The sequence below is a fragment of the Frischella japonica genome (genome assembly GCF_014489845.1).
Classification (GTDB): Bacteria; Pseudomonadota; Gammaproteobacteria; order Enterobacterales; family Orbaceae; genus Frischella; species Frischella japonica.
In genome coordinates this window covers 217,949-238,573 of sequence record NZ_JABURY010000006.1, presented here as the reverse complement: position 1 = coordinate 238,573, position 20,625 = coordinate 217,949, and the positions used below count along the sequence as shown (strand labels likewise).

Here is a 20,625-nt window from a genome sequence, read left to right as displayed (position 1 = left end):
GTGATCAACCCTTTGATTATAGTTTTATGTTTATGGGTAGCTAATATTACCTTGGATACCTTAGGGCAAATTGCATTCAAATTTTCTGCTACCGCACCGCAAAACCGTAATGGTTGGTATTATTGGGTTGATCTATTTCGTAACTATTGGTTATGGATAGGGATCGGTTCTTATATTGCTGAATTTTTATTATGGTTAGCATTTCTAACGTTAGTTCCTTTATCACAGGGAATTCTGTTAGGTTCAATTAATATCATAGCAGTCATGATAGTTGGACGTATTTTGTTTAAAGAAATGCTCACGTTACATCGCGTGCTCGGCATGTTATTTATTACAATAGGTGTCATTCTAGTGGGGGTTTCGTAATGCGTAAATTTTATTTAATTGGTTTTTTCTTTCTATTATTGTTTGATACATTAGGACAATGTAGTTTTAAATTTACTGCCGAACATGCTAAACCGTTAGAAATGAGTATTGACTGGATTATACGTGTTTTTACCAATCCTTGGGTTTATACCGCTGTATTAGGTTATATCGGTGCTTTTTTTACTTGGATGTTGCTGTTAAAAAAAGCACCGATTGGTCCTGCATTTGCCGCATCTCATCTTGAAGTGGTAACCGTTATGTTCGCTTCAATCTGGTTATTTAATGAAGAAGTGCAATGGTTAAGATTAGTGGGTGCAGCATGTATTATTATCGGCATTATCTTTTTAGCACTTGCTGAACACAAGCTACAACCTAATGATCAAGCATAATCAATAGTATTTAATAAACGAGGTTAACGTATTGTTGTATGAGAATCCCCCTACTGCTGGTTTACCGGTTCGTTGGCATGATTGGTTACCCACGCAATCAACATTAACAGCTAAAATCAGTCAAATGTTGCATTTACCACCGATGCAATTAACATGTTCGGGTACCGCAGCTTTGGTGATTGCTTTAACCACGCTGAAACAACGCTATCCTCATAAACCTTATGTGATTATTCCTGCTTATACTTGCCCGTTAGTCGCTTTGGCTATTCATCACTGTGGTTTAAAAATAAAACTCTGTGATTTAGGCCATAATACGTTTGATTTTGATTTCGAACACTTAACACAAATACTAGATGAACAGGTATTAGCAATCCTCCCAACCCATTTAGGTGGGCAAGTTGCCGATGTTAAACGAGTTAAAGCATTAGCTACACCCTATGGTATTACAGTGATTGAAGACGCTGCACAGGCCTTAGGTGCCGATGTTGGTCAATCTGGCGACATTGTATTTTATAGTTTAGCGGCAGGTAAAGGCTTAACGCTATTTGAGGGCGGTTTATTAGGCGCATCAAATCAAAACTTGGCTATACAATTACAAGAGACCGCACAACAAATTATCCCTCAACGACCTTTTTTTGAAGCAAAAAGAATTATTGAACTACTCGGCTATACCGCACTTTATAATCCCTTCGGTTTACATTTTGTTTACGGTCAAGTAAGACGACGATTAGTAAACCGTGGTCAATTAATAGAAGCTGTTGGTGATGATTTTGATTTTTCAATTCCACTACATCATGTTAGTCGTTTTAGGCAAAATGTGGCAACTCATGCTGTGGATCGTTTACCTGAGTTTTTACAACAAACTCGCCAACAGGCACTAACACGCATCAAACAATTACAGGACTTACCTAATCTGCATATCGTAAGCAGTAACAGCGATAACATCACCGCTGTTTGGCCGTTTATTATGTTAAAACTGCCAACTCAACAACAGCGTGACAATATATTAAATGAGCTCTGGGCATCCCCATTCGGGGTAAGTCGATTGTTTATTTATGATTTACCAAATTATACATATTTGAATGCTATCATCCCACCACATTCTATGCCTAATGCAGCCAATTTTGCCCAAACCATGTTAACCATAACCAATAGTTTATGGCTAACCGAATTGCAATTTCAGCAAATTTTACGGGTGATCCAAAAACACGTTAATTAATAATGAAATCAGACTAAAAATCCAGAGCTAATAGTCAGCCTAACTGGATAATACTGATTTCATCATCAGTTAACTTATGACTGAAAGATGTGGATTTACTAAAATCTTAATCCAGTTAGCTTATTCAACTTAGCTATCAGCAAATCACTATCATCTCGGTCTTTTGTCAGGTAAGGTATACATTAATTTTTTCTTGTTCAGTTGTTTACTAAATCGTGCTTATTACTATATTATTTTAGACAAGTCGCAACATGTTATTTCAACCACTTCAAATCTAACCAGAAAATTCAGCATATGTTATAAAATACATTAAACAACGGAAGGTATTAAACCGACAATCTGCTCATTAAATCATCACAACCTGATAAACCTTATGCATATTATCGGTTTGGTTGTGATATGCAAGACAGCAACTCCAGATTTAATGCCTGTTGTTGTGATTGATATGCTTTTAGATCCGATTCTGAAATCATCGGTTGTTGATCTAATTGACTAAGAAACTGTTTAAAACGACTAGCATATTTAAATGTAGAAATTTCTCCACATATATCACTACCAATTATACGGTCGTTTAAAGCAGCAATAACATCATACAGGTGATAAGGTTTTAGCTTTCCTTGGTCCCAATTAGTTTTTACCACCTCTTCACTTAACACATCTTTATCGATCGATAAATAAACCGGTGATGTATCATGATATTGTTCAGCAATAAAAGCCGTAATCAGTTCATTAGGACTATTAAATTTCAAAAAGGCATTTTTCATACCTAATTTTTTTGCCCAATTAACATTCACATCCATGCACCAATACGTAAGTTTATTTTTAAGTAAGGGAGTTAAACGGTTTTCCCAAGCATGGAATATCCCAATATCGGGGGAAGTAATACCTATTACATGAACATGGCTAATAAAAGGCAGCTTAGCTGCATGACTAACCCATGAACCACAATGGATTCCAAATGGGTATCGCATATTATCAGGATGATTATCAAAAATAACCACTTGAATCTGTTGTTTCGGTTTTAATTGCTGTTTTAACCGTTCAATTAGCATCAAACTAATATGATGATAATCACCACTGCCCATCAATACAGTGCCAATCTGCGCCGGTAATTGGGCATAGATATTAGCGGCTAGTTTTTTGTATTTTGCAAAAGAGCAACCAAAACGGATTGATTCTTGCCATTCGGTTAAATCTATTTTTATACTTTGCTCAATTTCACCAATACTATCATCAAAATTTAAAATAACAGGGTGACGCATACTGTAAACTCCATTCAAATTCAATCTTACAATATGATTATTTTTTATTATTAATTTGTAAGATTATGTCGATCGCCCTCAAAATGAGAAGATAAACGTTTTAAAATTGCTCTAAATAACGGATTACGAATATAAACAAGTTGTTTGGTGAATGTAAATTTCGCCCCTAGTTCTTTTTTGACTTTTGGGTCTGTCCAACCTGCAATATAACGTTTCAAACCATGCTGTAAAGCATATTCTAAATTGTAAAACCAGCTAATATAATATAAGTTAAATTTTCTCGCAGCTGGATAGTCAAAACCAATATATTTGTCAACCAATGCACCATTTTCAATAAAACAGATATTATAACCAATTAATTGACCATTGTGAGAATAAGTCACAATTAGGCTGTTAGCGCTGTTATCTTGTAACATTGCCTTAAAAAATGCAGCCGTTAGCTGATCAAAATGAATTTCACTCTGGGCAAAGACATTTAAATACAGTTGATAATATTGTTTTAATACCTGTTCATCAAAAAAACAATCGTCACCACAATGTAAGATATCAATGGTTAAATGTTGTCTGGCTTTTAATTTCCGGCGGAAATTTTTACGCCGCTGATAAGAAAGACGCGACATATAATCATCAATATCGGTAAAATCAATCGGCACCCAAGCTAATGCTTGTCCTTCAACTTCGATAAAATCGTGCTGCTTTAATGCCGTAATCACCTGTTGATTATATAGATTAGCCGCATCGGATTGTAATGGCGAAAGATCAGGAATATCTTTGACGATTACCAGAGGGTAATGTTTAGCATACTGTTGCTTCAAAGACTGAGCAAATAGCGAAGCCGTTACTTGATCATTAAACAGTGCATATTCCGATACCGTTGTACCAACGAATAATGTTTTGGGGGTAATCAGTTTATGCCACCATCTTTTGAATGGAATTTTATTAACTTTCGTTTTAAAATCCTCTTCGGCGGTGGTAAGCAAATCAAAATTTGCCTCAAAAACTGGTACTTGTTCACCGGTTAACCAAGCCTTAAAATCACGAGGTGGATATTGTAAAAAATGGGCAATTAAACTGTTTGGTTCTAATTGATTAAGATATTTCATATTACGTTACTGTCAATGGGCGCAAACTGCGCCCAACTCAAGAAATAACTAATTACGCTTTTTTAGCGCGCGTGATAAGTTGATCTAACAACTCAATCCCTTGGTCAATTTCAGCTTTACTGATATGAAGTGATGGTGCAAACGTAATCACGTTTTTGTAATACCCTCCCACATCAAGAATAAGACCCATTTTTTGACCTTTATAATCCAAATCACCTAATAACCCAATATCAAACATTTTATCTAACAATGGTTTATTTGGTGTGAAACCATCTTCGGTACAAATTTCAGCGCGCAGTGCTAAACCTAAACCATCGACTTCACCGATCTCTTTATGTTTTTTCTCTAACTCACGTAAGCCTTCTAAGAAGTACGCACCTTTTTCCATGACCATACTTTCATAGTCAGTTTCTTGTGTCATTTTCAGAACTTCAAGACCTAATGCAGTACCAAGTGGATTAGATGCAAAAGTTGAGTGTGTTGAACCCACTGGGAATACCTGTGGATTAATTAATTCCTCACGTGCCCACATACCACCTAGTGGGTTAAGACCATTTGTTAATGCTTTAGCAAACACTAGTACATCTGGGGTCACACCAAAGTGTTCAATCGACCAAAGTTTACCTGTACGGTAGAAGCCCATTTGAATTTCATCAACAACCATTAAGATACCGTATTGATCTAGAACTTTCTTCAAACCTTTGAAGAAGTTACGTGGTGGAACAACATAACCACCTGTACCTTGTAATGGTTCAACATAGAATGCCGCATATTCAGATTGGTTAGCTTTCGGATCCCATACACCGTTATATTCAGTTTCAAATAAACGGGCAAATTGTGCAACACAGTGTTCACCATACTCTTCGGCTGTCATACCTTTTGGACGGCGGAACGGATAAGGGAAAGGAATAAACATTGCACGTTCACCAAAGTGACCATAACGACGACGATAACGGTAGCTAGAGGTAATAGATGACGCACCTAATGTACGACCATGGTAACCCCCTTCGAAAGCAAACATTAAGCTTTTACCGTTACTTGCATTACGTACCAGTTTTAATGAATCTTCAATACATTGTGAACCACCAACATTAAAATGAACGCGACCTTTTTCACCAAATTTACGTTCCATGTCTTGCGCGATCGTTTTTGCTAATTCAATTTTTGTTGGATGAAGGTACTGACTAGCACATTGTGGTAATGTATCAACTTGTTTTTTTAATACATCATCTAAACGTTTATTAGCATAACCAAAATTACATGCAGAATACCACATTTGTAAATCAAGATATGCGGTACCGTGACGATCATACATATAGCTACCATCGCAACCAGTGAAGATTTTAGCAGGGGTGGCATAATGGACGGTATCACCATAAGAACAATATTTTGCTTCATCAGCTAATAATTGTTCATCACTTGGTAATTGGTTATTTGTTTGTTCGCTTGTTTTACTCATGACAAACTCCATAAATTTTTATATCAGATGCATTTAATAGTGATGATTATTATTATCCAATTAGAAATTTTTACTATGGGTTTAATGTTTGGTTTTTGTAACAACTTTGTACGGCGCCGTGACAGAACGATCTTTTGTCTAAGATTCCAAATAGATTAAGTTTTTATATCAATTAAATCTATTAAGAAGCGACTGAGCAACATTGAATATTTTAAAATAACAGCTTTGTTGTTGAATGCGATTGGCGGATTAAGTGATCAAACAGCTAAAAAAGAGGATGGAAATCATGCTACAACCAGCCACAAATGTGGCTGATTAAACATTGTCAACTTACCGAAGTAATTAAGCAAGACGTTCTTTGATACGTGCTGCTTTACCACGAAGTTCACGTAAGTAGTAAAGTTTAGCTTGACGCACTTGACCACGACGTTTCACTGTAATTGAGTCAACAATTGGTGAATGAGTTTGGAATACACGTTCTACGCCTTCGTTGTTCGAAATTTTACGTACAGTAAATGCAGAGTGTAATCCACGGTTACGAATAGCAATAACAACCCCTTCGTAAGCCTGTAAACGTTTTTTGTTACCTTCGACAACCCATACTTTTACTTCAACAGTATCACCTGGACGAAAAGCAGGAATGTCCTTTTTCATTTGTTCTTGTTCTAATTGCTGAATAATTGCATTTTTCATATCAATTCTCTTCCCTAGGTTCACTGAAATTTTAGTCGCACTGTTTATGATTAAATTCAGTTTTGAATTCAGCTAATAAACATTGCTCTTCATCAGTCAGAGCTAGATTTAATAGAAGATCTTCTCTTCTAAGCCAAGTTCGCCCTAGTGATTGCTTTAATCGCCAACGACGAATTTCTTCATGGTGACCAGACATTAATACGTCAGGCACCGCCATACCATCTAACACTTCCGGACGGGTATAGTGTGGACAATCAAGTAAACCGTTAGCAAATGAATCTTCCTCTGCTGAGGATTCATGATTTAATACCCCAGGAATAAACCTAGCGATCGAATCAATCATGACCATTGCTGGCAACTCGCCACCACTTAACACATAATCCCCGATTGACCATTCTTCATCAATCTCAGATTGGATTATCCGTTCATCTATGCCTTCGTATCGACCACAAATAAGAATCATCTTAGTTTGTTTAGATAACTCATAAACTCCATTTTGTTCGAGTTTACGCCCTTGTGGAGACAGATAAATAACTTTGCTATCTTCACCCAACTGAGCTTTTGCAGCACGAATCGCATCACGTAACGGTTGTACCATCATTAACATGCCTGGACCACCTCCGTACGGCCGATCATCAACCGTTTTATGCTTATCATAAGCAAAATCACGCGGATTCCAATATTTAACTTCTAATAGATTGTTTTTGACAGCTCTGCTCGTAACACCATATTCTGTAATTGCTTGGAACATTTCAGGAAACAGGCTAATAATACCAATTTTCATATTGTGCTCCCCAATTCCATCATAATGCTTAATTTTTATATTACAGCTAACCTGTAACTAAAAATTAAAAAGCAGGATCCCAATCTACTGTGATCTGTTTAGTTGATAAGTCAACTTGTTTAATAAATTGCTCTTCAACAAACGGGATCAACCGTTCTTTTGCACCAAACGCATCTTTTAAATTTGCTTTAACCACTAATACATCATTTGAACCTGTTTCCATTAGATCACTTACCTGACCTAAATCATAACCATTAATGGTCACCACTTTACAACCGATAAGATCTTTCCAATAAAAATCACCCTCATCTAAACTTGGGAGATCTTGCGCGTTAACATAAATTTCAAAATTTGTTAACAGGTTAGCGTCATCACGGTCGTCAATACCTTTCAGCTTGACAATGGTATCCTGATTATGTGGTTTGAAGCTTTCAACTTCCACTTCTTGCCACTTACCGGCACGTTGAATATACCATGGTTTATAATCAAAAAGACTATCTGGCTCTTCAGTAAATGAAAATACTCTTAGCCAACCACGAATGCCATAACTTGAACCAAGTTTGCCAACAATGATTAAATTTTCAGTATTCATCTACGGATTACCTAAACAGCTATTCACAAATGATTAAGCCGCTTTTTGCGCTTGTTTGACAAGTGAACGAACACGATCAGACATAGTAGCACCTAAACCTACCCAGTGATTTACGCGATCAAGATCTAAACGTACTTTTTCTGCGTTACCTTGAGCAACTGGATTGAAGAAACCTACGCGCTCAATAAAACGACCATCACGTGGGTTACGGCTATCAGTCACAACGACTTGATAAAATGGACGTTTCTTAGAACCGCCACGAGCTAAACGAATAGTTACCATAACTTCCTCTTAAAATTAAATTGTTTCTTGCTTAATTTATCGCCGTTTGCCAATGAAATTACTGACAAAACAGAAATAAAAGCCCCAGAATTATACTCTTTTTTCACGGAAGTGCAACGATTATCCCAATAAAGTGAAGGATAACCATTGTTAGAGTGATATTAAGAATGTTAAGCAGTTGTAACTGATTAACAACACAATCACCAATATATATTGGGTTTTTATAGCTGCCTATACGGCAGTGAACTAAAATTGATATGATCTTCTAGTTTATCTTGATTTCTAAACTGCCTATACGGCAGTGAACATTATAACCGTTCTTTAGAAATGTTAATTAGATTTCTAAACTGCCTATACGGCAGTGAACTCCCGCAGTATGTTAAAAATACGTAGGGATATTTTCTAAACTGCCTATACGGCAGTGAACTAAATGTTTACCCTCATCTCGCCCGCGTCTGCTTTCTAAACTGCCTATACGGCAGTGAACGGTGCTTGAAAAAATCACCTTTTCCTGCGCTATTTCTAAACTGCCTATACGGCAGTGAACCAAAATGGATTGACCCAGCACTGTTTTTGGATTTTCTAAACTGCCTATACGGCAGTGAACTGTTGCTCGTTATGTTACTAAAAAGGTAGATTTTTCTAAACTGCCTATACGGCAGTGAACCAATGGAACATTTGATAATTTTAAAGGTTACTTTTCTAAACTGCCTATACGGCAGTGAACTTGGATTATGCATCATACGCTTGGATTTGGGATTTCTAAACTGCCTATACGGCAGTGAACTTATTAAGTTTAAAGATTACTGCTTGGCTAATTTTCTAAACTGCCTATACGGCAGTGAACTAATCATGGCGTATTTACTTAACCCACCTTGCTTTCTAAACTGCCTATACGGCAGTGAACTCCGTTATCAATTCCCAAGCGCTGAAGTTAACTTTCTAAACTGCCTATACGGCAGTGAACTACCGACCATTCGCCAGTTGCAGTCCCGGCAATTTCTAAACTGCCTATACGGCAGTGAACATAAATTATTCAACACAGATTCTTCATCATTATTTCTAAACTGCCTATACGGCAGTGAACACAATGGCAAATGATGTGTACTGGCCGCAAATTTTCTAAACTGCCTATACGGCAGTGAACTTTTCATGCCATTGCTTTGTTGAAGGGGGGTATTTCTAAACTGCCTATACGGCAGTGAACTAGAACGTAGCATACTATAAACCTTATTAGCAAAAGGGCAAACTTAAATTTAGTAATCAAAAACCCTTTTTTTAGAGACGTTTTAACTTATTGATTATATTTATTTTTAAATTTAGCTAAAAAAAAGGGTCTGGCAATAGCGTATTTAAATGTTTTATTTTAATAAGAGAAGAGATCGGATTCTGTATTTTGTAATATCAAAACCGCACCATAGTTTAAAAAACCCGTTTCTTATCTTTTTAATTTACTGCTATTGTTAGAATTATATACAGATTACTTTCTTACTTATCATGCTATTCATTTGGTGTTTCAAGCAGAGTGTAATATATAGCTACTGATGCTCAGGCAACCTGAAGGTTTTTGAACGAAAACCCTCTGGCTGCAGGTTGGGATAGCTTTGTGGCGTTTTTTTAATTATTAATCCGTTATTGACGTAATGCTGTTTAGCTTTCCCGCTTATCGACTGCTGAGTAAAGCAATTTTTATAAAATATTCAGGCATGGAAGTTGAATAAACCTTGAGCGTATAGGATAGACAATAAATGGTGATTCATCAGTGAAAATCGCAAAACGAGCGGAATCATCCAGCAACCAAGACTTCTGGCGCGGTTGTCGGGTGGATTTGACACAAAATCCCCTAACTCGGACGTTAGTTAAATGTTCAATTAAAATATATCGTTATTATTAATATTCGCAACAATCTCAATTATTTCAAAGAAGGTCGTCATATAAACTCTGTGACCATTTTGTTGTGGGGTAAGCAAGGATTATTCCGAGGCTTGCCGACCTTGAATTCGTAACTACTGCCTTTCCATGATTAATGCCTAGAACAACTAATTAATATAGCCCTTTACTTCTTATAACGTTTCCGAGTACTCTTAGCATCTAAATCAGCCAACCATGATAATTTTTCTCGATACTGCCGTTCTGCACCACGGTCGGTTGGTTGATAATAAAGATGATCAGCCATTTCTGGTGGGAAATAATTTTCACCAGCAGCATAGGCATTAACCTCATCATGGGCATAGCGATACTCTTCACCATACCCCAACTTTTTCATTAATTTAGTCGGCGCATTGCGCAGATGTTCCGGTACATCGTAATCAGGTAAACTTTGTGCATCTTTCATTGCTTGATTAAATGCTAAATAAACTGCATTACTTTTAGGTGCGCAAGCCAAATAAACAATGGCTTGTGCAATCGCCCGTTCGCCTTCTGCTGGGCCAACTCGGGTAAAACAGTCCCATGCAGCCAAAGCCACTTGCATAGCTCTAGGGTCAGCATTTCCAATATCTTCAGAAGCGATTGCCAATAACCGACGGGCAACATATAACGGATCGCCGCCGGCACTAATGATCCTAGCATACCAATACAAAGCAGCATCAGCAGCCGATCCACGAATTGACTTATGAACAGCTGAAATAAGGTCATAATAACGATCACCCTGATTATCAAATCGAGCACTGCGCTCACCAACAACCTCTTTTAATAATTCCGGTGTTAAAGTTTTTTTATCACCTGACATATCGACCAAAATTTCTAACGTATTTAATGCGCGTCTGGCGTCACCACCGACAAACTCAGCAATTTGCCGTCGGGTCTCATTAGGTAGAATAAAATCTTGCCCTCCATAACCTCGCTCTTTATCCGTCATGGCTTGTTGCAAAATTTTCTCAATTTCATCAATTGTCAACGATTTGAGTAGATAGACACGAGCTCGAGACAGCAACGCGGAATTCAATTCAAAGGAAGGGTTTTCAGTGGTCGCACCAACAAAAGTTACCGTACCATCTTCAACAAAGGGTAAAAATGCATCTTGTTGACTCTTATTAAAACGATGTACTTCATCAACAAATAAAATGGTTCGAAAACCCATTTGTTGATTATTTTTAGCCCGCTCGACTGCTTCTCGAATATCTTTTATACCTGATGTCACGGCAGAAAGCCGTTCAACTTTAGCATTAGCATGATGAGCAATAATTTCTGCTAACGTAGTTTTACCTGTTCCAGGTGGTCCCCATAAAATCATTGAGTGCAGATGCCCTGCGGCAATCGCTTTTGGTAGGGGTTTACCTGTTGCCATTAGGTGCGATTGACCAATGTATTCCGACAAATTACGCGGACGCATTCGCGCTGCTAAAGGTTTATATGAATCATCGGCAAAATCAAGTGAAAAACTTGTCATATAAATTATAACCTTTAGCCAGCAATGATTTTGGTTAACTTAGTTACCATAAATGCCCTAATTATTACGTTGATCATCAATTGTAGTACCTGGCGGCGCAATAAATCTAAAACGTTGATTATCAATCGGACCTAAAGTTTGATGTGATAATTCATAAACACTTTTTTGACCATCTTCTTCAATAATAGCAAAATCAGCTATCATTCCAGTCGGTAATACACTAATCATATAAGATTTTTGACTATTGTCAGTAGGTAGCAAGGTGAATTGGTTCTGTTTACGTTCAACACGATAATCTTGCCAAACCGGGCTATTTGAATCAGTGATCAACATAAGTAAACGATTGTCTGTGGCTTGCTTAAATGACATGATCGTTAATTGTTCAACGGCTGGAGTATACATCCAAAAATCTAAACCGTCAGAAATAATTGACGTTTCATCGGGTTCATTAATCTGCCAATTAAACAAATTTGGGCGTTTAACCCATAATTCGCCTTGACCTTCTTGTATTAATTGTTGATCCGCTGTGGTAACTGTTTGTTTGAATTGAGCGTAAAAACTGTCAACCTTAGCTAATCGCTCTTTTAAAAGATCTTTAGCATCAGCCCACACCGAGCATGAGATAAATACACATAATAAAACCAAAATTCTTTTCATATTCGCTACCTAATTTATAAATATAGTTAGTATCATAAATCAAAATGCTAAAATTAAAAGTAAAATACAGCTAAAATAAAAGAATACTTTAACAAACCAATATTGCTAAAATTAATTGATGATATCTATTTTTACTTACATTTACCCGATAATCATTCAATCAAAATTCGTTGGTTGCGCCAATACTTCCCGATTACCATTGTGACTAGGCGCACTGACTATACCTTGTACTTCCATTTGTTCTACAATTCTGGCTGCTCGGTTATAACCTATTCGAAATTGACGCTGAACACTTGATATTGAAGCGCGACGTTTCTCAACCACAAAATCAACCACTTGATCAAATAACGGGTCAAGCTCCTCATCATTATTATCAAAACTATTACCGTCACCATCATCGCCCCCGGCAGTAATATTTTCAATATATTTTGCCGGAATACCACGCGCTTTCCAGTCTTGTACCACACTATGTACTTCTTCATCACGAACAAATGCGCCATGCACCCGAATGGGAATTGAACTGTTTGGCGCGAGATAAAGCATATCCCCCATCCCTAATAAGGATTCAGCCCCCATTTGATCAAGGATCGTACGTGAATCAATCTTACTTGATACGGTAAAGGCAATACGCGTTGGAATATTCGCCTTAATCAATCCTGTAATAACATCTACTGATGGACGCTGTGTCGCTAACACCAGATGAATACCTGCCGCTCGTGCTTTTTGTGCTAAACGGGCAATTAACTCTTCTACTTTTTTTCCGACCGCCATAATTAAATCAGCAAATTCATCGACCATAACAACAATATAAGGTAATTTTTCTAGTGTTGGCATCTCGATATCCATACTATCGGTTGGTTTCCACAGTGGATCAGGAATTGGTCTACCCATTTCTTCAGCTTGCTTAATTTTATCGTTATAGCCGGTAATATTACGCACGCCTAAAGCTGACATGAGCCGATAACGTTTTTCCATCTCATTAACACACCAGTTAAGTGCATTAGCTGCATCTTTCATATCAGTAACGACGTCAGTTAACAGATGAGGTATACCTTGATAGACGGAGAGTTCTAACATTTTCGGGTCAATCATAATAAATTTTGCATCTGCAGGTTGCGATTTATATAAAATACTAAGAATCATGGCATTAACACCAACCGACTTACCTGAACCGGTCGTTCCAGCTACTAATAGATGTGGCATTTTAGTTAAATCTGCCACGACTGATTGACCTGCAATATCTTTACCTAATACAACTGTTAATGGTGATTGCGCATCTTTGAACTGTGGACTATCCAACACTTCTCTAAAATATACTGTCTGACGATGTTTGTTGGGTAATTCAATACCGACATAAGGTTTACCAGGGATTACCTCAACTACACGTACTGACGGCATTGATAGCGAACGAGCTAAATCACGATCAAGCGTTGAAATCCGTGCAGCCTTAACCCCCGGCGCTAATTCAATCTCAAAACGAGTGATCACCGGACCGGGTAAATAACCGACAACCCGAGCTTTAACTCTAAAATCAGCCAAACTTTTTTCCAATAATGCTGCTGTCATTTTTAACGCATTATGATCAACTTCGATTTGCTTAACTGGTGGTGCGGTTAATAAATCAAGTGAAGGTAACGGCGTTGTTGGTTTCACTAATGGTTTAGTATCTTTCTGTAATAAAGGATGAATTAAACTATCGTGTAGATTCGTTTTGCTCGGATTCGTCGCTATTCTTTCGTGTTCTTCAGTTGGCATATCAATAACGATTTCTTTTGATTCAGCATGAGGTTTGATTGAATAAGCTTCATTAGAAGGCTCTTTAGGCATAACAAAACGCTCAAGATCAATCGGTAATGTTGACTTAGTTGCTGAAGATATGGGCTGAGTATTCGTATTTTCAGCGGAATCAATTGTAACAAGTGGTGAATAATAATCGGGATTAATTGAAAATTCACTCGAATGATTATGATCTTCTGAAAGAGAAAAATGGGGCGGTGGGTTATTCTCATCAATTAAAGCCATATAACGTTCATCATGATTTAAAGATGGAATCGTTGTTTGCTGTGCTATCATCGCCTCATGTTCATTTTTATTAATAAAATTCGTCAATTCTTCACTATGAGTAACTAAATCATCGTAATCCATATCCATTGAATTAAATTCATTTTTCTGCGCATCGGCTGCAAAAGGTATTGGTTCATCGTCAATAATTGATTTTCTTTCACATCTCGTATTGTCATCTAATTCAATCGCAAAATCTGATTGGTTATGATAATTTGTCGTGACTGAGTTTTTCGCTTTAGATGGTTTAAACTTCTGCAAAATGAGCACAAATAGGGGGGTAGTCAAATACACAATTAAAGCCCCAATTATATCGGCAATAGATAACCAAGAAAGCCCCGTTAATAAAGTAATGCTTGCAAAACTAATGGTGAGTAATATCAACGTAGCAGAAAAATGATCAGTTAATGATAACATCTCTTCGGCTACAATATCGCCAATAATACCACCTGATTGCAATTGATCTAAATCCTGTATATTCAAAGATAGATAACCAGCAGCACAAAAAAGAAAGGCTAGTACACCAATTATTCTAAAGGATAGACTAAAATAGTTTATGTGTTGTTCAAAATGTGTATAGAGATTTTTTCTGATTTGTAATACAAATATGATGATTAATAACGGAATTGTATAAGATACAAATCCCAAAAATTGTAGCAAAACATCGGATAAATAAGCACCGACTTCGCCGCCTAAATTATGAATAGGCTCATACCAAGCCGTTTGAGACCAGCCAGGATCAGCAGACGAAAACGAAATTAATGACAATATTAAATAAATCGCACCAAGAATCGTGAAAAATAATAACACGTCGATAGCAAATAGTTTAAACGTTAAATTTCTTTTCATTGATGGCTGAACTGGAGTATCTGATGTTTTCAAAATGTACCTAATAGTTTAATGACAAACGACCATTGGCGAACCAATTTTTATTAATTTTATCATATACGGCTAAAAGTTAAAAATAATCATCAACTAAATCTTAACATTATAAATTTAACGAATTACTTATTTTTTCAAATTAATCATAATGATATAGCTAATAAAACATTGCTTAGTATGATTTAATATATCATTAAATTCTGTTGTAGTAATGATCTTTTAAATCTAAATGAAACAGTAAAACTGAAATGTGTTTTACGCAGGATAATATGATTTTATTTAACTATTTATACAGTATTAAGCAATTCTCATCACTATGTTTATTTTTTTAGTTTCTAAACTACCTATACGGTATTGAGCTCCTGGTTTCATAGTTTAATCTTCTCCTCTTTTTTCTAAACTACCTATACGGTATTGAGTAATGCATCAAATGAAGATTTATTAAAACTGCTTTTCTAAACTACCTATACGGTATTGAGCAGGTGCGAAACAACGGCTGGCTACATGATAGCTTTCTAAACTACCTATACGCTATTGAGCTAATTGTTGTGTTACATCTCCACCATACTACGTTTCTAAACTACCTATACGGTATTGAGCTTTAATAGACTATTTAATTGTTTGGTAACATATTTCTAAACTACCTATACGGTATTGAGCCTCAAACGGCAATTAATAATAATCATGATATATTTATAAACTACCTATACGGTATTGAGCAGCAATGACAAAAGAATTCAGAGAAAGTGACTTTTCTAAACTACCTATACGGTATTGAGCATAAGCAAAGTTCAATGCTGATGGCAATCAAATTTCTAAACTACCTATACGGCATTGAGCTAGAATTTTTTTGCTAGTTTTCCTTATTGTAAAAGAGCTTATAGTACTTTTTTTTATTTTGACCCTTTTTTGCGCTATATTAGATATTTTAATAAATATCAATAGGTTAAAAACAACCTCAAAAAAAGGGTCTGGTAATTTAAAAATAAGGAACTGTTGCTATTTTACTGAGTCCATAGCTATTAAATGTACCTTTTACAGGCTCGGCAACGCTTTCTTGCTTTAACCACATAATAAAGCGCTGACCTGTGCTTTGACTATCTATATGTAGATGAGGATAGGTTAAATTAATGCTTCCCCATTTTTCTATCATTTTTTGTTGTACATCGCTAGACCATTTACCCTGAGCGGTTAAGCGTTTTTCAGCACGTCTTAATGCACTTTGTCCTTTAGGATTAACCCGAATTAAACGTAAATAGCCCTTAACTTCAGTTGGTATGGCTGTGATTGGTAGAATCAATACATAGTCAGCAATGGCAGCCTGTTGCTGTAGCGCACTTTTAAATTCCTGTAACTCGGCTTCAGTACCAAAAATGCGAATAATTCCACCTAGTGTTCGGCGCACATTATAACAAGGAAAACTAATACCAATATTACCTTGAAAATTAACCAAGACTTGATGCAGTTTTTGCATCACTTGATTAATCACCTGCACTTCAGTTATCTCAATTTGTGGTATGGCGCGCAGTTCAAAATAGTGTGTATGCATATTGCTTACTCCTTACCACTCGCCCCAAAGACACCACCACGAATTAATACGGCAATCACATAATGTTGTTGTTCCAAACTTGGCTGCTCACCTTTTAAAACCCAGTTATCAAACAAAGTATAAAAATCTATTTTTTGTTTAGGTTGGCGGAAAGCATGCCCCATAGTGGTTACCGAACCATAAGGTTCAATCGCAATTGGAAATTCCGCTTTTTCATCATACCAGGTATCGATAGTACGAATTGCATTACTGACTTTTTGAGAATGCATCGCTGCTTGACCATTTTTGCCATAAAGCACTTTGCTTTTTTCTTTACCAGTATCTAAAATTAATTCTTGTGATGGGTAAACTTCTTGTCCTAAGCCCATTTTTAGTGTTGCGGTAACATCAAAGATCACAAATTTTTTATTGGCTAATCCTGCTTCAATAAGATCAGTCAATGCTTGAACAGATTTATTATCATAATCAAAACTGTTAAGCTGATAATTTTTGGCATCAACGTTAGCAACGTCAATTATCTTAGCCTCATCTTTATCATTGTGCGCTTGATAACTCACGATAATATTAATTTGCTCGGCTGCCATACGGTTTCGCCACAACCAACGACCATTTAAAATATTAATGGCATATCGTTTTGCTAACGCTTTTAAGCCAACATCTTTAATATATTCTTGAGTTGTCGTTGTTAACTGTTCTTGATATTCAACATCATTACATACTGATGGTTTACCGGTAAAAGGTAACACTTTACAGCTCCATGTTACCACTAAAGTATCTTTATCGGCATCTAAGGCCGCAACATCGACGGTTTGTAAATTGGCTTTTTGAATTTCGGCATCTAATTTAGCGGGATCGCTAGCAATGGCATTTTTAAGGCGATTCGAAATGGTTCCGCGTACTGATTTTTCGGTTAATCGAATTGGAGATAATATTTTAGGATTCGCAGAACTTGGCTGTGAAAAAACAGCATCAGAAATATCAAAACTACGTTCAAAAGCTAAAACGGATGCGGTAGTGATTTTACTTTTACTCATAATAAATTCCTTATTGTATAACTTTAAAATTATTTAATTATTTTTTTGATTAATGATGTAAATCTCTGCACCATTTGATTGCAATGTACTGCATTGATAGCGCCAAAACGCTTGTGATAAGTTTTCCTTTAAGCGCAATGGAAATACCCATTTACCCAGTCCATAAATACATTCAACAAATTGTGATTGATGGTCATTACTCCGAGCTTCTTGCAACTTACCAGCAGCAAATAACGGTGATATTGCTTGATACCCTAATGGTATCGGGACTAACCAACCTCGCCCCTGTTTGACTGATGTGGTTTGCCAGTGTTCTTTCTCTTGTGGATGATGATGCAACATCGCTGTTTCGATTAAAGCATCAAGCGCGGTTGCATTAGGATCTTGTTGTTGTAACTCAGCTGTGATCTCTTGCAGATCTTGCTGTGCTTCAACTAATACAAAAGCAGGTAATAACAAATTTGCTAATGTTTCGTCTGATGCATCAGAGGGAATTAATTTTGCATCACCAATTTCTAACACATGACCGCCAGCAATGCGCTGTTGGTACAGTTTTTGTTTCATCTGATTAATAAATTCATTCTTTTGATCGTCATCATAAAGTGCTTCAAAATTTTCTATTTTTACTTCAATCAGCAATGAAACATCAAGATGCACTCGTCCCTCTTCGATAATTGCGCGGGTATCACCATTTTTAGCCACTGGATTGCGGGTTAATCGAAAAGTATAATCACTATAATCATTAGGTCGATAAACTTGTACATCACACTCATGGCAAGCAATCAATACTCCATCTAAATAAATAGGATCAGTCGATTCAATTTTACGGTTTAATGCATGAATAGCACCAACAAAACCCGAAATAGCGGGAAATCCGTAGGTTAATGGGCTGGATATCGCATTAGCATTATGAATTTTGACATGATCAAAAAACAGATAGTAATTTAATGTTTCCATTAAAAGATCCCCTCCTTTTTACGCTGACTTGCTTTGACAGCGGCGCTTAATTCTTTACGCCACTCCATAAATTCCGGATCACTAAATTGCTGTTGAATATTTTCAAATTTTTTTACTAAAGCATTTTGGATCCAAAAAGCAAAGTCTTTTTCTAGTTCAACTATCCATTCACCTTTATCATACTTTTGTTTAAAATCTTGCTCACCGCCTAAATTAGACCGCTTTGGATCTAACCATAATTTTTGATTAAATTTGAGCGAGTAATCACGACTCCAGCCCGCCGGCATGGTTTTTTGAATGTGTCTGGCATATTTAAGTAATAACGATAAAATAACGGCAAAAGCATCTTTGCGATTATCACGCTCTTCAACATTGTTTTTGGGCGCTTGAACCATATCAAACAACAATCTAAAGCCAAAGCGACAAAAATATTGCATTGAATTTGTGAAAATGGTTTCTTGCGCCTTAGTAATTGTTGGAAAAGGGGATTTTTCAAATTTAGGCGGCATTGACGGTAATAAAAAATTGCGTCCACCTTGATTACAGGTTAATTGACTAACACCTTGTGGATTGCTGCCCCCCAACTTAACCACGGCTAAGTGATGAAACGAAAAATAAGATTGATGTTCAATCCCTTTGATTCTTCTTTGTTCTCGAGCCTTTTTATTCTCGTCAGAAAATCTTGTTTGTACTTTTTGATAAACCAAGTGACATAATGATGATGGATACAACGGAATTAACAGACGGTAATGATTATCAACCCCTGAAAGATAAGTATCTTGACTATTTGGCCAATATAATTGTTTATTAAGTTCTGATGCTTTTGGATTATCAAAATTATTAAAAATCGCTTTTTTTAAATTAGCTAAATAAACCGCTGCCTTTTGCTCATCATCCGATAACGCCGGCAAAATAGCAGGATGATTTTGTATAATTAATTGCAATAATGTTAAATCATCTTTTACAAACTGATTAAGTAAAGAAAAGATATCAAGTGCCGCAGCATTTCCAGAACAATTAATACTTAAAGTTGATGGTGTCGCTGACGACACATAATTTGACGTAACCGGTTGATTTTGTGCAAAATAATTAACATCATCAGCTGGGCTAGATGGGTGAATACCCCGGCTAATATGGCTTCCAATAGTAATCCATGAAATTCTTCTGGTTGCGGCATCTTCCATCCAAGTTTCAAAATCGAATCGTTTAACTAAATCATTAATTTTTTGTTGAGATTCATTAATTGCCGATACATCATTTGCTTGCTTAGCTTTATCCAGTTTTGTCACTTCACTTTTATAATTAGCATTATTAGTAAGCCGCTGCTGAAGAAAGTCGACAATAACCTTTCTTATATCTTGCCAAGAAATATCTTCCATTGGCCCTCCTTAATTTCCTTTTATTAAACGAAAAAAGTCCATAAAAATTATGGACCTTAATAATCATAATTATGATGCTTTAAATCTTATATATAACGCTAATAAATTAAGTGCTTTATTGCTATACAGCCACTTATTAGTAGCATTAAGATATCGGTACTTAGGTTGATTAAGTTCTAATTTTTTAATTAAATATTCGATTTCTTTGGTTGTCGAAATATTTAATATTTTCATTAGTTCTGTAATTGAAAAGTATTCAACCGATTCCGGCAAAAAAATTACAGACTCATCATTAGCAGCCAAAGTGCTTATTGCAAAATTTTGCAATTTATTTAACACTAACTTATCAGTCGGAATTTGATTTTTCATTATGTATAATTTATCATTATTCATAATTTTATACTCCTTTTTGGTAGTGGGGTTAAAATTCAAACCTCAGATGTTGGCGCATTTGGGGTTTTTTTATATTTTAACCAAAAAAATAAAAATTACAAGTTTGTCATCATTTTTTATCAAAAAAAATAGAAAAAAATAAATCTGAATATACAGTCATAGGGGAAATAAAT

At 36.2% G+C, this 20,625-nt stretch carries 18 protein-coding genes and 2 CRISPR repeat arrays; of the genes, 3 read left to right on the top strand and 15 right to left on the bottom strand.

The window, feature by feature from the left end; all coding sequences use genetic code 11:
* Positions 1-3 precede the first annotated feature (3 nt).
* From FcAc13_RS02475 to FcAc13_RS02465, 3 genes are read left to right on the top strand one after another with little or no spacing between them, the layout of a single operon-like run.
* Positions 4-366, top strand: a complete 363-nt coding sequence (locus FcAc13_RS02475) for a DMT family transporter (protein ID WP_187754835.1) — start codon at positions 4-6, stop codon at positions 364-366.
* The gene (locus FcAc13_RS02470) at positions 366-755 is read left to right on the top strand and encodes a DMT family transporter (RefSeq protein WP_187754611.1); all 390 of its coding nucleotides are present in this window, start codon (positions 366-368) and stop codon (positions 753-755) included. Before FcAc13_RS02475 ends, FcAc13_RS02470 begins: the two co-directional genes overlap by 1 nt.
* A 34-nt stretch (positions 756-789) precedes the next feature.
* Positions 790-1,974: a DegT/DnrJ/EryC1/StrS family aminotransferase gene (locus FcAc13_RS02465; RefSeq protein WP_223064504.1), complete on the top strand. Its 1,185-nt coding sequence runs from the start codon at positions 790-792 to the stop codon at positions 1,972-1,974.
* Between the two features lie 380 nt (positions 1,975-2,354).
* Here FcAc13_RS02465 and FcAc13_RS02460 read toward each other — a convergent pair whose 3' ends face one another.
* From FcAc13_RS02460 to FcAc13_RS02390, 15 genes are all read right to left on the bottom strand, one after another.
* Entirely contained in the window at positions 2,355-3,236 is an 882-nt protein-coding gene (locus FcAc13_RS02460) for an arginase family protein (RefSeq protein ID WP_187754610.1), read from the bottom strand.
* Between the two features lie 50 nt (positions 3,237-3,286).
* Positions 3,287-4,339 (bottom strand): GNAT family N-acetyltransferase, encoded by a 1,053-nt coding sequence (locus FcAc13_RS02455; protein WP_187754609.1) that lies wholly within the window; start codon positions 4,337-4,339, stop codon positions 3,287-3,289.
* A gap of 52 nt (positions 4,340-4,391) precedes the next feature.
* Positions 4,392-5,798 carry an aspartate aminotransferase family protein gene (locus FcAc13_RS02450; RefSeq protein ID WP_187754608.1) on the bottom strand — a complete coding sequence of 469 codons (1,407 nt, stop codon included), beginning with the start codon at positions 5,796-5,798 and terminating at the stop codon, positions 4,392-4,394.
* 342 nt (positions 5,799-6,140) lie between these two features.
* Positions 6,141-6,491 (bottom strand): 50S ribosomal protein L19, encoded by a 351-nt coding sequence (rplS, locus tag FcAc13_RS02445; RefSeq protein WP_039103800.1) that lies wholly within the window; start codon positions 6,489-6,491, stop codon positions 6,141-6,143.
* 31 nt (positions 6,492-6,522) lie between these two features.
* A complete protein-coding gene (gene trmD / locus FcAc13_RS02440; protein ID WP_187754607.1) occupies positions 6,523-7,275 on the bottom strand; it encodes a tRNA (guanosine(37)-N1)-methyltransferase TrmD in 753 nt (250 codons plus the stop codon).
* Positions 7,276-7,339: 64 nt separating this feature from the next.
* Positions 7,340-7,867, bottom strand: a complete 528-nt coding sequence (gene rimM, locus FcAc13_RS02435) for a ribosome maturation factor RimM (protein WP_187754606.1) — start codon at positions 7,865-7,867, stop codon at positions 7,340-7,342.
* Positions 7,868-7,900: 33 nt separating this feature from the next.
* Positions 7,901-8,149 carry a 30S ribosomal protein S16 gene (gene rpsP, locus FcAc13_RS02430; RefSeq protein WP_187754605.1) on the bottom strand — a complete coding sequence of 83 codons (249 nt, stop codon included), beginning with the start codon at positions 8,147-8,149 and terminating at the stop codon, positions 7,901-7,903.
* 219 nt (positions 8,150-8,368) lie between these two features.
* Positions 8,369-9,356: direct repeats of the CRISPR family, unit length 28 nt; unit sequence TTTCTAAACTGCCTATACGGCAGTGAAC.
* Between the two features lie 849 nt (positions 9,357-10,205).
* On the bottom strand, positions 10,206-11,540 hold the full coding sequence (locus FcAc13_RS02425) for a replication-associated recombination protein A (protein ID WP_187754604.1): 1,335 nt from the start codon (positions 11,538-11,540) through the stop codon (positions 10,206-10,208).
* 57 nt (positions 11,541-11,597) lie between these two features.
* Complete coding sequence (gene lolA / locus FcAc13_RS02420) at positions 11,598-12,197, bottom strand: outer membrane lipoprotein periplasmic chaperone LolA (RefSeq protein WP_187754603.1); 600 nt, start codon at positions 12,195-12,197, stop codon at positions 11,598-11,600.
* 156 nt (positions 12,198-12,353) lie between these two features.
* Positions 12,354-15,140 (bottom strand): DNA translocase FtsK 4TM domain-containing protein, encoded by a 2,787-nt coding sequence (locus tag FcAc13_RS12355; RefSeq protein ID WP_343066764.1) that lies wholly within the window; start codon positions 15,138-15,140, stop codon positions 12,354-12,356.
* Positions 15,141-15,472: 332 nt separating this feature from the next.
* Positions 15,473-15,979: direct repeats of the CRISPR family, unit length 27 nt; unit sequence TTTCTAAACTACCTATACGGTATTGAG.
* Positions 15,980-16,119: 140 nt separating this feature from the next.
* On the bottom strand, positions 16,120-16,689 hold the full coding sequence (gene cas6f / locus FcAc13_RS02410; protein WP_187754601.1) for a type I-F CRISPR-associated endoribonuclease Cas6/Csy4: 570 nt from the start codon (positions 16,687-16,689) through the stop codon (positions 16,120-16,122).
* Between the two features lie 5 nt (positions 16,690-16,694).
* Entirely contained in the window at positions 16,695-17,723 is a 1,029-nt protein-coding gene (gene csy3, locus FcAc13_RS02405) for a type I-F CRISPR-associated protein Csy3 (protein WP_187754600.1), read from the bottom strand.
* Between the two features lie 33 nt (positions 17,724-17,756).
* Positions 17,757-18,680, bottom strand: a complete 924-nt coding sequence (gene csy2, locus FcAc13_RS02400) for a type I-F CRISPR-associated protein Csy2 (RefSeq protein WP_187754599.1) — start codon at positions 18,678-18,680, stop codon at positions 17,757-17,759.
* Entirely contained in the window at positions 18,680-20,059 is a 1,380-nt protein-coding gene (csy1, locus tag FcAc13_RS02395; RefSeq protein WP_187754598.1) for a type I-F CRISPR-associated protein Csy1, read from the bottom strand. The genes csy2 and csy1 overlap by 1 nt, the downstream gene beginning before the upstream one ends.
* A gap of 69 nt (positions 20,060-20,128) precedes the next feature.
* Positions 20,129-20,452: a hypothetical protein gene (locus tag FcAc13_RS02390; protein ID WP_187754597.1), complete on the bottom strand. Its 324-nt coding sequence runs from the start codon at positions 20,450-20,452 to the stop codon at positions 20,129-20,131.
* Positions 20,453-20,625: the final 173 nt, after the last annotated feature.